The organism is Paraburkholderia silviterrae (assembly GCF_004353915.1).
Classification (GTDB): domain Bacteria; phylum Pseudomonadota; class Gammaproteobacteria; order Burkholderiales; family Burkholderiaceae; genus Paraburkholderia; species Paraburkholderia silviterrae.
Genome location: NZ_SMRP01000011.1, coordinates 22318 through 36522 on the forward strand (window position 1 = coordinate 22318; position 14205 = coordinate 36522).

11 protein-coding genes and 1 pseudogene are annotated in these 14205 nt (G+C 63.9%); 3 read left to right on the forward strand and 9 right to left on the reverse strand.

Translation table 11 applies throughout. The features are described 5' to 3' along the window. Positions 1 to 139 precede the first annotated feature (139 nt). The 3 genes from EYW47_RS21305 to EYW47_RS21315 form a co-directional block, all read right to left on the reverse strand. Positions 140 to 1741: a peptide chain release factor 3 gene (locus tag EYW47_RS21305; RefSeq protein WP_133196997.1), complete on the reverse strand. Its 1602-nt coding sequence runs from the start codon at positions 1739 to 1741 to the stop codon at positions 140 to 142. Positions 1742 to 2138: 397 nt separating this feature from the next. Continuing rightward, the gene (locus tag EYW47_RS21310; RefSeq protein ID WP_133196827.1) at positions 2139 to 2435 is read right to left on the reverse strand and encodes an H-NS histone family protein; all 297 of its coding nucleotides are present in this window, start codon (positions 2433 to 2435) and stop codon (positions 2139 to 2141) included. A gap of 157 nt (positions 2436 to 2592) precedes the next feature. After that, a complete protein-coding gene (locus EYW47_RS21315) occupies positions 2593 to 2802 on the reverse strand; it encodes a hypothetical protein (RefSeq protein ID WP_133196998.1) in 210 nt (69 codons plus the stop codon). 430 nt (positions 2803 to 3232) lie between these two features. Between EYW47_RS21315 and EYW47_RS21320 the strand changes: the two genes are divergently transcribed. Beyond that, a complete protein-coding gene (locus EYW47_RS21320) occupies positions 3233 to 4426 on the forward strand; it encodes a helix-turn-helix transcriptional regulator (RefSeq protein ID WP_133196828.1) in 1194 nt (397 codons plus the stop codon). A gap of 174 nt (positions 4427 to 4600) precedes the next feature. Here EYW47_RS21320 and EYW47_RS21325 read toward each other — a convergent pair whose 3' ends face one another. Both EYW47_RS21325 and EYW47_RS21330 read right to left on the reverse strand, forming a co-directional pair. Beyond that, on the reverse strand, positions 4601 to 4879 hold the full coding sequence (locus tag EYW47_RS21325) for a hypothetical protein (protein ID WP_133196829.1): 279 nt from the start codon (positions 4877 to 4879) through the stop codon (positions 4601 to 4603). 105 nt (positions 4880 to 4984) lie between these two features. Then, positions 4985 to 5668: a BON domain-containing protein gene (locus tag EYW47_RS21330; RefSeq protein ID WP_377785096.1), complete on the reverse strand. Its 684-nt coding sequence runs from the start codon at positions 5666 to 5668 to the stop codon at positions 4985 to 4987. A 362-nt stretch (positions 5669 to 6030) separates the two neighbouring features. Between EYW47_RS21330 and EYW47_RS21335 the strand changes: the two genes are divergently transcribed. Then, complete coding sequence (locus EYW47_RS21335; RefSeq protein ID WP_133196830.1) at positions 6031 to 7431, forward strand: GntP family permease; 1401 nt, start codon at positions 6031 to 6033, stop codon at positions 7429 to 7431. 45 nt (positions 7432 to 7476) lie between these two features. Here the strand turns inward: EYW47_RS21335 and EYW47_RS21340 are convergent, their stop codons facing one another. From EYW47_RS21340 to EYW47_RS42795, 4 genes and pseudogenes are all read right to left on the reverse strand, one after another. After that, positions 7477 to 9048 (reverse strand): amino acid permease, encoded by a 1572-nt coding sequence (locus EYW47_RS21340; protein ID WP_133196831.1) that lies wholly within the window; start codon positions 9046 to 9048, stop codon positions 7477 to 7479. 507 nt (positions 9049 to 9555) lie between these two features. Next, positions 9556 to 10980 (reverse strand): aldehyde dehydrogenase family protein, encoded by a 1425-nt coding sequence (locus EYW47_RS21345; protein WP_133196832.1) that lies wholly within the window; start codon positions 10978 to 10980, stop codon positions 9556 to 9558. A 26-nt stretch (positions 10981 to 11006) separates the two neighbouring features. Beyond that, positions 11007 to 12398 carry an aspartate aminotransferase family protein gene (locus tag EYW47_RS21350; RefSeq protein ID WP_133196833.1) on the reverse strand — a complete coding sequence of 464 codons (1392 nt, stop codon included), beginning with the start codon at positions 12396 to 12398 and terminating at the stop codon, positions 11007 to 11009. Between the two features lie 161 nt (positions 12399 to 12559). Continuing rightward, positions 12560 to 12751, reverse strand: a pseudogene (locus EYW47_RS42795) (Putrescine importer PuuP); the annotation flags it as partial. Positions 12752 to 13040: 289 nt separating this feature from the next. On the opposite strand from EYW47_RS42795, the gene EYW47_RS21360 reads away from it, so the two are divergent. Beyond that, positions 13041 to 14138 carry an AraC family transcriptional regulator gene (locus tag EYW47_RS21360; protein ID WP_133196834.1) on the forward strand — a complete coding sequence of 366 codons (1098 nt, stop codon included), beginning with the start codon at positions 13041 to 13043 and terminating at the stop codon, positions 14136 to 14138. Positions 14139 to 14205 lie beyond the last annotated feature (67 nt).

A 14205-nucleotide genomic window follows, 5' to 3' on the forward strand; every position in this document is an offset into this window, starting at 1 on the left:
CGCCGCCGGATTGTCGTCACGAATGAGGATAGGCGAATCGGGAATGCGCTGCGCGCATTTCGCCGCGCGCGCCTGGCGTGGCGCACAGCGACACGGCGCCACCGGGCGGGGCGCCGTCAGGCGGGGCGCCGCCCGGTGCTTACATGTTCTTGCGGAACGGTGCGCCCGAATGCTCGCGCAGCTCGTTGAACACGATCTTCGGCCACGCCTTCTGGGCGACCTCGATCTCGGAGACGTGCGAGGCGAGATACGTGGGCGCGTTCGATGCGTCGTAGGCCATGCGGGCCTCGTACGAATCGGTGAAGCGGCGCAGCTCGTTGGGGTCGTCGCAGGTGACCCAGCGCGAGAGGCGATAGCGCGCCGGCATGATGCGCACTTCCACCTTGTACTCCGCCGCAAGGCGATGCGAGACCACTTCGAACTGCAGCTGGCCCACGGCGCCCAGGATCGTCGCGCCGCCGTGCAGCGGGCGGAACACCTGAATCGCGCCCTCTTCGCCGAGCTGCTTGAGCGCTTCGCCCAGTTGCTTCGCGCGCATCGGGTCGACCACTTCGATGGTCTGGAAGATTTCCGGCGCGAAGAACGGCAAGCCCGTGAACTGCAGGTCTTCGCCTTCGGTGAGCGTGTCGCCGAGGCTCAGCGTGCCATGATTAGGAATGCCGATGATGTCGCCGGGGTAGGCCTCGGCCACGGTCTCGCGGCGCTGCGAGAGGAAGCTCACCACGTTGTTGGCGCGGAAGGTCTTGTTGTTGCGCGTGACCTTCAGCTGCATGCCGCGCTCGAAGCGGCCCGAGCACACGCGGATGAACGCCACGCGGTCGCGGTGCGCGAGGTCCATGTTGGCCTGCACCTTGAACACGACGCCCGTGAACTTGGGCTCTTCGGGCGATACCGGACGCTGCACGGCCATGCGCGGCGAGGGCGGCGGCGCGAGATCGACGAGCGCGTCGAGAATCTCCTTCACGCCGAAGTTGTTGATGGCCGAGCCGAACAGCACCGGCGACTGCTCGCCGGCAAGGAAGGCCTCGCGATCGAACGTGGGCGTCGCGCCCGTGATCAGCTCGACTTCTTCCTTGGTGCGCTTCCAGTGGTAACCGAAGCGCGCTTCGCCTGCTTCGTCGCCAAGGTTTTGCAGCGTCTCCACCGCGCCGCCCAGCGATTGCTCGCCCGCGCGGAACACGCGCACCTGGTCGCGCTGGATGTCGTAGACGCCCTGAAATTCCTTGCCCATGCCGATGGGCCAGGTGAACGGCACCGCGGCCACGCCGAGGTGCTGCTCGATTTCGTCGAGCAGGTCGAGCGGCTCGCGCACTTCGCGGTCGAGCTTGTTGATGAAGGTGAGAATGGGCGTCTTGCGGCTGCGGCAGACTTCGAGCAGCTTGAGCGTCTGCGCTTCCACGCCGTTCGCGCCGTCGATCACCATCACCGCCGCGTCCACCGCCGTGAGCACACGATAGGTGTCTTCGGAGAAGTCCTCGTGGCCCGGCGTGTCGAGCAGGTTGATGACGGCGTCGCCATACTCGAACTGCATGACCGAGCTCGCGACCGAAATGCCGCGCTGCTTTTCGATCTCCATCCAGTCGGAGGTCGCAAAGCGGCCGCTCTTCTTGCCCTTCACGGTACCGGCGATCTGGATCGCGCCCGAAAACAGCAGCAGCTTTTCGGTGAGCGTGGTTTTACCCGCGTCCGGGTGAGAAATGACCGCGAACGTGCGGCGGCGTCTGAGTTCGGCAACTGACATGGATGGAGGGGTATCGCTGATGAAATCGGGCAGCCGGCCGTGCGGCGGGCGTTGCGGATGCGGCGAGCCGGTGCGCACGGCAGAAGGCGCCGGGGACGAATGATACACGGCATTGCCGCGCGCGACTAAAAGTTAACGGCGGGTTCGCTGCGCGCGCGCGAGGAGAGGCCATCGCCGGGCGCTTTTCGGGCGCTTACCCGGCAATGGCCGGCAGCGTGCCTGAGGTGAGCTTTTACGGGAGCGGTGCGCGGCGCACGCACGCCAGACGGGCCGCGCGCCGCGCAAAGGTGAGATTTTACGGGACCGGGTTCGCGTTCAGCGCCTGCTCGAGCCCTGTTTCGAGCCCCGTTTCGAGTCTCGCTTTGAGCCCCATTTCTAGCTCCGCTTCGAGTCCCAATTACTCCTTGATCAGAAAACGGTCGCGGTTCTTCACGCCAGCGAGCCAGCCCGGCGCGCGGCCACGGCCGCTCCAGGTCTCGCCGGTTTTCGGGTTCATGTAACGCGCCGGCAGCGGCTTCTTGCGCGCACCCGCCGCAGGCCGGCTGGAGAAACCGAGTTCTTCCGGCGTGATGTCGTACTCCGCGATCTTTTCCTTGATCTCGGCAATGGTTTGCTCGATTTCCTTTTCGCGTGCCGCCGCAACTTCCTTGTGCAGCTTTTCGAGTTGGGCGGTCAGTTGCTTGTAGCTCGGCATAAACAGTGATCTCCAGTTCGGTCACACATTCGCATTGTGACCGTTCTGGCGCCGAAGAGTGCCAAATTACGCGTTTTTTTGGTCGGTTTGAGCCAATTTATTGCGATTCTTTACACGGAGCGGACTGCGACCGGCAGGTCCGACCAACCGTTTCGTGTCACGCGCGTTCTTTTGCGCGTGCCTCCAGCTCGCACAGCGCTTCCGACAGACGCTTGACGCGCTGCGCCTGCGAAGGGACCAGATTTGCGCTCGATACGGAATCGACGCGGTTACGCCAATAAGAAAGCGGAATGCGATCGTTGCCTGAGAGCCGTGCAATGACGTGCTCGAGGTGCTCGATGTCCTTTTCAAGTTGATGATGATTCATTGCCGCCCCTGGAATAACCTTTTTTCTGGAAGACACCTCTGCAATGGCGTCTGCGCATTCAATATTCCTTAACACAAGGCGATTAACCCGCCGCATTACATCAGCGCAGCTGGACGTTTCACCGTTCGCCCCGGTCATTTTTTTGACTCATTTACTCTTTTTCAGCATTTCATTTCAGGGGCCCCTGTTTCAGGCGCAACGATTTCAGCATGCCCTGCCATTGGAGAATAAGGCCGGCACGGCGCGCCATCGGTTGCCTACCGCACGGAACGCGACGGGCGCCTCGTCCACCCTCACGGTTATTAATCATCGAAAGAACCGAAGATTAACGGTGGCAATCGCGCCTGTATATTCCTCAATTGTGCAGGGAATATGCACTGCGCATTTTGCGCAACACGCGGTCGCGTTGGATTTTGATAACGAGAACGGTGTGAATTCGAACGATTCGCAGCACGACAGTCTGCTGCATGCGATTTACGCAACAATAGAACGTCCGGCGGGCTGGAAGGATTTTTGCGCGCAATTCAGGAAATCGATCGAGACGGCCTCGGTTCATCTCTGTGTATTCGATCGGCAGCGCGAACTCTTTTCATGGGCCGACGGTTTCAGCATTCGGGAAACCGAGCCGCTCGAACTCATCCGCCCGCTCTATCGCGACGATGCCCGCCTCGAATGGCTGCGCGCATTCCCACCCGGCAAATGGCTGCATTGCGGCGCGCACCGGGAGACCGGCGAGGGCCATCCGGCCTTCGGGCCGGCCCTGATGGCGGGCGGCGGCGGCTTCGTCTCGATCTGCAAGCTGATCGACAGCGGCGCGCTCACGGCCATGATCGCCTGCCGCGGCCCCGCGCGCGGCGCCCCGCTGCCGGGGGCCACGCGCGCGCTGCTCGAGCGGCTCGCGCCCCATCTGGTGCGCGCGGTGCGCCTGAGCGTGCGCCGCCTCCTGCCCGACGCCGACGCGCTCACCGGCCGCGTGCGCCCGCCCGCCATGCTCGTGAGCGCGAGCGGCGAGGTCCTGCACGGCAACGAAGCCGCACAACGGCTCCTGCGCGCCACCTCGCTCGTGCGCGTGCGGGGCAAGCGGCTGGCGTTCTCCGCGCCTTATCAGGCGCGTTTCCTGGAGGATGTGGCGATCTGCGAGGCGCGCCTGAAGAACCGCGCGAGCGGCGCGCGGGCGGCGGCGGCGCGCATTCGCGCGCTGCGCATCGTGGGCGCCGCCGAAACGGCCGACAGCGAGCGGGGCCGAGCCGCGCCGCTGCCTGGCGGCCCGGAAGTGCTCTATGCGTTCTACAACGTGGTGACGCCCGGCGAAGTCGCCGGGCTGCGCGCCCTTGCGGCGCTGACGTTCTATCACCCGCGCTCGGCGCCGGCAGTGGATGAGCAGGTGCTGGCCACGGCGTTCGAGCTCTCGCCCGCCGAGTGCCGGATCGTGCATCTGCTGGTGGACGGGCTCACGCCGAAGGAAATCGCCGCGCAGGTGAGCGTGCAATACGACACGGTGCGCAAGCAACTACAGTCGATCTTTCAGAAAACCGCCACGCGTCGCCAGCCCGATTTGCTGCGCCTGTTGATGAACCTGCCCGCGCGCAGCCGCGGCGGTGGCGGCGCGGATGGCAACGCTTGATTCTGCTTGTTACCGCTTGATGCCGCTTGATGCCGCTTGATCTCGGTTGCTCTCGCTTGATTTCGCCTCGCGTCGCCTCACACTGCCGCGGTGCGCCGCAAGCCGGATGCGCCAGACGGCACGCGGCCGCCACGCCCGGAAACGGTGGGCAGGCGGCGCGCCCGCGCGTCCCGGTTACTTGGTGCGGCAAGCAAATACGAGGGTGTACGTGTCGCCTTTGGTGGACGTATCGACGGTGTCGTAGGCGCCGCCTGCGCAGCGTGCGCGGGCCTGCTGGACGCACGAGTCGTGGTCGCCCGCGGCGGAGCACTGCACGGGGACCGTGGGGCGGCCATCCGAGAGGAACAGCGGCGGACCGCTGCTGCAGGCGGCCAGTGCCGCGAGCAACGCACAGGCGCCCAGCGTGGACGACAGCCTGCCAAAGCGGGACAACAACGAACCGGAACGAATCATGGGGTACCCCGAGGGCCTTCTAGTTTTTCGACGTTGCGATTGTGCCATGCCAGACAGCGCCTGCGCGGCATGCGAGCCGTGTCGCGCACAGCGTCCGGCGAAGTCTCACCGGGCCGGGGGCAGCGTCTTGTAGGGCGGCAGTGCGTGCGGATCGGCGCGCAAACGCACGAACACCTTGTCGACGTCGGGAATCGCCGTGAGGCGGCGCTCCAGTGCCGCCCGGTCGAAGGCCGCCGGCGCGCAGCCTTCCGCGTAGACGAAACGGCGCTGCACCGTGATCCACAGACTCGTGCCGGCGAGCGATGCGTCGTCCTTGAACTTCTCGCGGATCGCCCTGGCGATATCCGCGTCGTAGAGGTAGGAATTCGGCTTCGTGCACTTGTGTGCAAGCCAGCAGGTGGTGCCGCGCTCCACGCGATAGTGGGCATCGTCGTCGGCTTCGGCCTTCGTCATGCGCGGGCCGAGCGGCTGCGGGCACGCGCCCGGCGCATTCGAGAGCGCGAAGAACGGATCGTTGTACCAGTTCCTGACTTCGTCGGGATTGGCGGCCGAAGCGCTCGTGCTGTTTGCCGCGTCCGCCGCGCTCACGCCGCTCACGTCTATGACGCCGCTCAACCCGGCAGCGCCATTTGCGGCGGGCTGTGCCACGGCCCCGGGCGCCGCAGCCGCCAGCGTGAAAACCACCACGAAAGCCGCCACGAACGTCGCGGCGACGATCGTCGCCAGCCGCGCGCTCCATCGTGCGCGCGGGCGTGTCCGCCCTCCCCGCATTGCCCCGATTTCCCGCATCGCCGTCTCCTTGCTGCCCCGGCGCGCCGCCCGTCGATCCGCGCACCCGCTCTCGTCAAGATAGGACTGCGCAGCTTGCGTCGCAATACTTAAGCGTTTCGGTACAATCGCCGCGGCGCACCATGGCCAGCCAATGCAATAAAAACGCCGTACAGAAGTGCATCGACGAAGTGCAACACGCCTTGCCGCAACCACCTTGCATGGAACCGGCGTTAGCGCTCTGCATGGACCAGGAACTAGAGCTTTGCATGGAATCAGCGTCAGTGCTGAAGCACTCACGCTGATCGACAGCCGCAGCACTCGCTCCAGCCGTAGCGCCAACGCCGCATCGAGCCGTGCATGGGATCGACACAGGAGACCCCATGTCGTTTGTTATCGTTTTAGCCGCTCTCGCTTTTCTCATGCTCGCCGCCTACCGCGGCTACAGCGTGATCCTTTTCGCTCCGGTGGCCGCCCTCGGCGCCGTCCTGCTCACCGATCCCGCCGCCGTCGCGCCCGTCTTCTCGGGCATCTTCATGGAGAAGATGGTGGGCTTCGTGAAGCTCTACTTCCCCGTGTTCCTGCTTGGCGCCGTATTCGGCAAGGTGATCGAACTATCGGGCTACTCCGAGGCGATCGTCCATGCCGCGATCCGCTATATCGGCCGCTCGCGCGCGAACGCCGTGATCGTGGCCGTGTGCGCGCTGCTCACGTACGGCGGCGTGTCGCTGTTCGTGGTGGTGTTCGCGGTGTACCCGTTCGCCGCCGAGCTCTATCGCCAGAGCAACATTCCCAAGCGCCTCATGCCCGGCGCCATCGCCCTGGGCGCGTTCTCGTTCACGATGGATTCGCTGCCCGGCACGCCGCAGATCCAGAACATCATCCCCACCACGTTCTTCAAGACCACGGCCTGGGCCGCGCCGGCGCTCGGCGTGATCGGCTCGCTCTTCATCATCGTCGTCGGCCTCGCGTATCTCGAGTGGCGCCGCCGCAGCGCGATGGCAAAGGGCGAAGGCTACGGCACCTCGCTCGTGAACGAGCCCGAGCACGTGAAGACCGACCATCTGCCCAATCCGCTCCTGGCCATCACGCCGCTCGTGCTCGTGGGCGTGGCGAACTTCTTCCTGACGCGCTGGATTCCGCAGTGGTACGGCGACACCTACACGGTCACGGCCGACGTGCTGCCCGGCATCCACGCGCCCGTCACCACGACGGTCAAGCAGCTGGTCGGCATCTGGTCGGTCGAAGGCGCGCTGCTGCTCGGCATCGCGTTCGTGATCGTCACGGCGTTTTCGCGCGTGAAGGAGCGTTTCGCCACCGGCACGAAGGCCGCCGTGGCGGGTGCGCTACTCGCCTCGCTCAACACCGCTTCGGAGTACGGATTTGGCGGTGTGATCGCGGCACTGCCCGGCTTCATCGTGGTGAGCGACGCGCTCAAGAGCATTCCGAATCCGCTCGTGAACGCGGCGGTCTCGGTGAGCTCGCTCGCGGGCATCACCGGCTCGGCTTCGGGCGGCATGAGCATTGCGCTCGCCGCCATGTCCGATCTCTTCATCAAGAGCGCGCAGGCCGCGCATATTCCGCTCGACGTGCTGCATCGCGTGGTGGCGATGGCCAGCGGCGGCATGGACACGCTCCCGCATAACGGCGCAGTGATTACGCTGCTCGCGGTGACGGGGCTCACGCACCGCGAATCGTATCGCGACATTTTCGCGGTCACGATCATCAAGACGATGGCCGTGTTCTTTGTGATCGCGGTTTTTTACGCGACCGGGATCGTTTGAGAGGGAGCGGTTGAGAGAGTGGCGGAGGGTTTCCCCTCCTCCTTTCTACACTTCGTGGCCCGTTCTGACGACGGCCTCACCCCGAGCCGCCAGCGCGCCGTTCGTCTGTGCAGATGCACGGACTTGCGCCATGTACGGCTCGATATCCATTTCCCCATACGCGATAAAGCGGCTCTTCTTCACGATCCGATAGCCGAGCCACATCGCAACGAACAAGGGAATCCCGATATAGGTAGCCAGCACGCTCGGCCAGTCGATTTTATTGGCCATGAACGCCTGGTAGTCTTGCCCGAGCATGACAACGAGACAAACCGCGAACGCGAATATCGGCCCAATGGGAAACCACTTTGATCGATACGGCAGTTCCTCGAGCGAAAAACCCTGTGCGACGAAGCCCTTGCGGAACCGATAATGGCTGGCCGCAATACCCAGCCAGGCGATGAACCCGGTCATGCCCGACGTATTGAGCAGCCACATATAGACGGTTTTGTCGCCATACATCGACGAAAAGAAGCACAGCGCACCCACCGCAGTCGTTGCATAAAGCGCATTCCGTGGCACGCCGCTCGCCGAAAGCTTCCCGAAGAGCCTGGGTGCACGCCCCTCGATCGCCAGGTTATAGAGCATCCGCGTAGAGGCATACATGCCCGAATTGCCCGCCGACAGCACGGCGGTCAGGATCACCGCATTCATGACGCCTGCCGAAACCGCCAGGCCGGCGCGACGAAATACGAGCGTGAACGGGCTGACACCAATATCCGTCACATCGGATTTCAGGAGATTCGGGTCCGTATGCGGAATCAGCAGACCGATGACGAAAATGGCGAGCACGTAAAACAGCAGAATTCGCCAAAACACCTGTCGTACCGCGCGGGGAATGTTTTTGCCAGGATTCTCCGATTCGCCGGCCGCAACGCCGATAAGCTCGGTTCCCTGAAAAGAGAAACCCGCGATCATGGTGACGCCCAACAAGGCCGGCAGGCCACCGGTGAACGGGCCGCCATCCAATGTGAAGTTGCCCCAGACGTGATCCGCCCCGCCCTTCAGGATGCCGATGATCATCAGCAAGCCGATGCCGATGAACGCGACGACGGTAATCACCTTGATCAGCGAGAACCAATATTCGGCTTCGCCGAAACCGCGCACGGAGAGTGCGTTGAGCAGGAACATCACGCTGAGGAACGCGGCGCTCCACCAGACTCCGGGAACATGGGGAAACCAGTAGCCCATCACCAGTTGCGAGGCAACCAGTTCGACCGCAATGGTCACGGCCCAGTTGTACCAGTAGTTCCAGCCGAGCGCGAAGCCAAACCCCTCGTCGACGAATTTCGCGCCGTAGGTCGCGAACGAGCCGGAGACGGGCATGAACGCCGCCATTTCCCCGAGGCTCGTCATCAGGAAGTAGACCATCAAGCCGATCACCAGGTACGCGGCCATGGCGCCGCCGGGTCCGGCTTGGGAAATGGACGCTCCTGAAGCGACGAACAGACCGGTGCCGATCGATCCACCGATCGCAATCATGGTCAGATGGCGCGCCTTGAGACTGCGGTGCAGGGCAGGTGTGGTGTCCCGAGCGCCGGAAGGGGGCGCTGAAACGCGATGTGAATCCGAATCCATATTAATTCTGACTTCTTTCTAGCTAGTGTTACAGGGGGGAATCGAGTTTCCAGGCCATCCGGGAGCCCGGTGGCCACGGCCATTGCGCAAGAGGATGCACCGCCCTGCCAGGCAGGTAACCGGTGCCGACGTCGCCGCGCATGGCGGAACCCTATGACACAACAACTTGGCGCAACGCCCGGACAGGCGTGCCGCTCGATTGAGCGACCAGATCGCCCGTCCTCAATGAGAGTTGAGGCGTGATTTTATAGCAGTGCTCGCCCGGCGAGCCGCCCACCCACCTGGGCACCGCGCCTGCAGGGTGTTTCTCGCGCAAGGCAAGGCGAAATATGCGCCACGCGCGACAACCGGCATTCGAGCCGTCAAGCAGGGGATTTGTACCGACCCCAAAGGCGAAGGCCTGAGGTTCAGGGCACGGGGGAGCGTCGCCTCCAGCGAGGCGACCAGGGAGGGATTTACAACGATGGCGTCCGCGCGAACATCGCGCGGACGCTGCGGAGCAGCCGGTTACACGTAGCCGGTCGTTCCCTTGGTTTCCAGATATTCCGCCAGCCCGAACTCCGCGTATTCGCGCCCGTTGCCGGAGCGCTTGAACCCGCCAAACGGCGCAGCCGGATTCCAGGGCGGATAGTTGATATGGACGTTCCCAACCCGCAGCCGCGCCGCGACGCGGCGTGCATGGTCGAGGTCCTTCGACTGCACGTAGGCGGCGAGCCCATATACGGAATCGTTGGCGAGCGCGATCGCCTCCTCTTCGGACCGGTAGGTCATGATGGACAGCACGGGCCCAAAGATCTCCTCGCGCGCGATCGTCATATCCGGCCGCACGTTGGAAAATACCGTGGGCCGCACGTAGAACCCCTCCGTCAAGCCTTCCGGGCGCCCTGTGCCGCCCGCAATCAGCGTTGCGCCCTCCTCGATCCCGATGCCGATGAAGTGCTGGATGCGGTCGAACTGCGTCCGGCTGACGACGGGCCCGAGCCCGGTTTTCGCATTGCGCGGGTTCCCGACGACGGTCCACTCCGCTTCGGCGCGTGCCGCCTGCTCCGCGAGATGCAGATGATCCACATGCACGAGCATGCGAGTCGGCGCGTTGCACGACTGCCCGCTGTTGCTGAAACAGCTTCGCGCGCCGCGCGTGACGGCATCCTCGATATCGGCGTCGGGAAGAATGATATTCGGGCTCTTGCTGCCCAGTTCCTGATGGACCCGCTTCACCGTATCCGCGGCAGCCTTCGCGACTTCGATGCCCGCGCGCGTCGACCCCGTGAACGACACCATGTCGACATCGGGATGCCGTGACAGCGCGTCTCCCACGACGTGCCCGTATCCGTGCACGAGATTGAATACGCCGGGCGGCACGCCCGCCTCGTCCAGGATCTCCGCGAACAGGATGCCGCTGAACGGCGCAATCTCGCTGGGCTTGAGCACCATCGTGCAGCCCGCGGCCAGCGCCGGCGCAACCTTGCAAACGATCTGGTTGATCGGCCAGTTCCATGGGGTAATCAGCGCACACACGCCTATCGGCTCGTGTGACACGAGCAGCGAGTCGGTTTGCTTGCGGAATGGGAACGAGCGCAGCGCGCGTATCGTCTGTTCGAGGTGCGCGGTGCCGACCGCGGCTTGCATCGCGCGCGAAAACTCGATTGGCGCGCCCATTTCCTGACTGATGGTCTGCGCGACTTCTTCGTAGCGCCGCTTGTAGATCGCCAGCACCTGCTCCAGCAAGGCAAGCCGCTGCTCGACCGTCCAGCGCGAGAACTCGTCGAATGCGCGCTTCGCTGCATCCACGGCACGATTGACTTCGTCAGGGCCGCCGATCCTCAGTTGTGCATAAGGCACTTCCGTTGCCGGATCGATGACATCGATTGCTTGCGCGCCGGCGGGATCGAGCCACTGCCCGCCGATATAGCTCTGTTGACTCGTACGCATCGACTACTCCTGTGAGCCCTTCACGTTCAGCGCGTCGCGCGCGCGTACGCGTTAGCGACGATGTCGCGAATCTGTGCGACGAACCACGAAATTTCGTCGCGCGACATCACCAGCGGCGGCGAGAACTGCAAGATCGGCGTGCCCTCATGATCGACGCCCGCACGGCAAAGGAGGCCTGCATCGAACAGCGCGGGGGCGAGCACCGTCGAGACGAACGTCTGCGCGCTCATGTTGGCCTTCCAGCGGCGCGCTTCTTTGTCGGACACGAGCTCGAGCGAGTAGTGATAGCCGTCGCCGCGCACGTCGCCCACGCACGGCAATTCGAGCAGCGCGTCGAGCTGCGAGCGGAAATAGCCCTCGTTTTCGCGGACGTTCGCGAGCACGCCCTCACGCTCCATGATCGAAAGATTGGCGAGAGCGGCCGCGCACGCGACTGGATGACCGCCATACGTCGCGCCGTGCAGGAACATCTGCTGTGGGCCCTCGAGCACGGTGTTGACGACCCCGTCGCTCGCAATCACGCCGCCGAGCGGGACGTAGCCCGACGCAATGCCCTTTGCGAACGTCAGAATGTCCGGCTTGAAGCCATAGCGGCGCGAGCCGAAATGCTCGCCTAGACGGCCGAACCCGCAAATCACTTCGTCGGTAATCAGCAACACGCCATGGCGATCGCAGATATCGCGCAGCCCTTGCGCATAGCCTTCCGGCGGCGTCAGACTGCCACCGGCGTTTTGCAGCGGCTCGACGACGATAGCCGCCACGGTATCCGGGCCTTCCTGAATGATCAGCGATTCGATTTCATCGAGCAGGTATTGCGTGAACTGCGCCTGGGTCTCGCCCACAGGACGGCCGTAGCGCTTCGTGTTGTTGACGTGCCGCACGCCCGACATCAGCGGCTCGAAATGCTTGCGGAAGTTCGTCAAGCCGTTCAATGCCAGCGCGCCGAACGACGTGCCGTGATAAGCCACGCGCCGCGCGATGAACTTGCGTCGCTGCGGCTCGCCGCGCGCCTGGTGGTACTGACGAACCAGCTTGATGGCCGACTCGTTCGACTCCGACCCGCTCGAGGTGAAGAACACCCGGTTCAGCCCTTCCGGCGCGAGCGTCGCGAGCTTGTGAGAAAGACGGATGGCGGGTTCGTGTCCATTGCCCCAGTTGGTCGCGAACGGCAGCCGGACCATCTGATCGCGAACGGCGTCGCCAATCTCGGCGCCGTGGCTATAGCCGATCTGGACACAGTACAAGCCCGCCAGCGCGTCGAAGTAGCGTTTGCCGCCCTGGTCGACGAGCCAGCAGCCCTCGCCGTGGTCGAAAACGGTCAAGTCCTTGTCGCCATAGGCATCGGCGTGTGTGAAGTGCATCAGCAGATGGCGCTTGCCCAGTGCCTGCAAGTCTTGCTTGATGTCCGCGTTGCTCATTGTTTCGTTCTCCTGTTTCATTTTCACATCAGAATCCTGCAATGCAGATGTCCGAAGATGCGCTCCGGCAGCACCTGGTCGCGGCCCATCGCAAACAGCACCCGCGTCACGCTGGCTTGCCCGGCCATGGCGCTCGCGAAGCACCCGGCCACGTACACCGCGACGAAGAAAGCCGACAACGTGCCGAAATTGCGGCTCGCGAACGTATACGCCGAGCCGGCGCTCGGGATGAGCCGCGCCATGTGGCCGTAGCCGCAGGCCGTGAACAACATCGCGACCAGCGTCACCGCATAAGCCGCAGCGAGGTGCCCATTCGTCTTCGCGGAAGCGAGGCCGTAAGTGGTGAATAGCGAGAAGCGTACGTCGAGTCGACTCTCGATTCCTCATGCATCCCTCACATGGCGATTGCCCACGACTATGTCTCCAATTTTTTTCCGGCGGCGCTCAAACGCCACCGCCCGGGAAAGATTGTGGAACGACAATAATTCGACGACGAATGAGAAAAGCGGACGTTATAGGGGGATATTTTCGGACGCCGGTTTCGTGTCGGAGGCAGGAGATGACGTGGCAGCCCCGAAACCGCTTGGCATCGGGCGCGCATTCCAGCTATGTTTCGCGAGAGACAATCGCAGCCCTATGCCAATGAATGCAGAATCCCGCCGAAGACAGAGCACAGCCGAACGCCGCTTGCGTTCGTCGCCAGGGCTGAATTGGCTGCCTGGGCGTCAGGAAGACATTCCGGCTACCGTCCACGCCATTGCCGCGGCATTGGACGAGTGCCGCGTACGGCGCATCGACGCCGCCGCCTTGCTCGACGGCACGGGCCTGAGCGCGAATGAAGTCGCCTCGCCATCCATTTACGTCAACCGCAGTCAGGAGCAGCACTGCTTTCGCAATCTCTTGCGCGCGAGCCGGTCTGCGTCGATCGGTCTCGCGATCGGTAGCCGGCTACACGTCTCGACGCTGGGCCTGGCCGGCTACGCCATGCTGATCAGCGGCTCGGTCATCCAGGCGTTCGGCTGCATGAGCCAATTTCCGCTCTTCATGGGGCTCTATTTCGACGTCCACGTTCGCGCCTCCGCCGAGGGCATGACGGTGTCCATCGCGCGCTACAACGGCGAGCCCGATATCGAGGCCTATCAAACCGACATGTGCCTCTCGAGCCTGCGGCTGATCGTGTCCGATCTCGTCGGCAGAGCGGTATGGCCCGACCAGTTGAATCTCGTGCGCCGTCCGGCGCGATATGCGGCCGACTATGTGCGTCACTTCGGGTGCCGGGCCAGATTCAACGCCAACGAGAACTCTCTCGTCTTCACGTCGATCAGCGGCCTGGAGATGCCACGCCTCGCGAATGAAGTGAGCTTTAACGCGCTCCACCAGCAATGCGAGGCGCTCGAGCGCCAATGGGCTGCCATGATCGGCACACGCTTCGCAGATCGCGCGAGGGAGTTGATGGTGCGCGACCTGTCGCGCTTCAAGTCGATGACCGCGCTCGCTGGCGCGCTGCACATGACGGAGCGCACGCTGCGCAGACGGCTAGAGAAGGATGGGATGTCGTTTCACTCGCTACTCGAGGAAGTTCGCTACGAGGCGGCGACCCGGCTTCTGAACGACGGCTCGCTTACGGTGGCGGCGATCGCCGAACAGCTCGGCTATAGCGAGCCACGGAGCTTCCGCCATGCATTTCGCCGTTGGACCGGCCGGGCGCCGCGCGCAATCGACGGCTCGCCGGACCGTTGAAAACGACGCGGCTCGCAGGTGACCCTCAAGCGACCTTCAAGCGACGTTCGAGCGGCCTTCAAGCGGC

What these genes read in the sequence shown, in the direction of transcription:
- EYW47_RS21325 (WP_133196829.1), bottom strand. Translation starts at nt 4,879, where the DNA reads ATGATTCGTTCCGGTTCGTTGTTGTCCCGCTTTGGCAGGCTGTCGTCC.
- EYW47_RS21330 (WP_377785096.1), bottom strand. Translation starts at nt 5,668, where the DNA reads ATGCGGGAAATCGGGGCAATGCGGGGAGGGCGGACACGCCCGCGCGCA.
- EYW47_RS21345 (WP_133196832.1), bottom strand. Translation starts at nt 10,980, where the DNA reads ATGCGTACGAGTCAACAGAGCTATATCGGCGGGCAGTGGCTCGATCCC.
- EYW47_RS21360 (WP_133196834.1), top strand. Translation starts at nt 13,041, where the DNA reads ATGAATGCAGAATCCCGCCGAAGACAGAGCACAGCCGAACGCCGCTTG.
- EYW47_RS21335 (WP_133196830.1), top strand. Translation starts at nt 6,031, where the DNA reads ATGTCGTTTGTTATCGTTTTAGCCGCTCTCGCTTTTCTCATGCTCGCC.
- EYW47_RS21315 (WP_133196998.1), bottom strand. Translation starts at nt 2,802, where the DNA reads ATGAATCATCATCAACTTGAAAAGGACATCGAGCACCTCGAGCACGTC.
- EYW47_RS21350 (WP_133196833.1), bottom strand. Translation starts at nt 12,398, where the DNA reads ATGAGCAACGCGGACATCAAGCAAGACTTGCAGGCACTGGGCAAGCGC.
- EYW47_RS21305 (WP_133196997.1), bottom strand. Translation starts at nt 1,741, where the DNA reads ATGTCAGTTGCCGAACTCAGACGCCGCCGCACGTTCGCGGTCATTTCT.
- EYW47_RS21340 (WP_133196831.1), bottom strand. Translation starts at nt 9,048, where the DNA reads ATGGATTCGGATTCACATCGCGTTTCAGCGCCCCCTTCCGGCGCTCGG.
- EYW47_RS21310 (WP_133196827.1), bottom strand. Translation starts at nt 2,435, where the DNA reads ATGCCGAGCTACAAGCAACTGACCGCCCAACTCGAAAAGCTGCACAAG.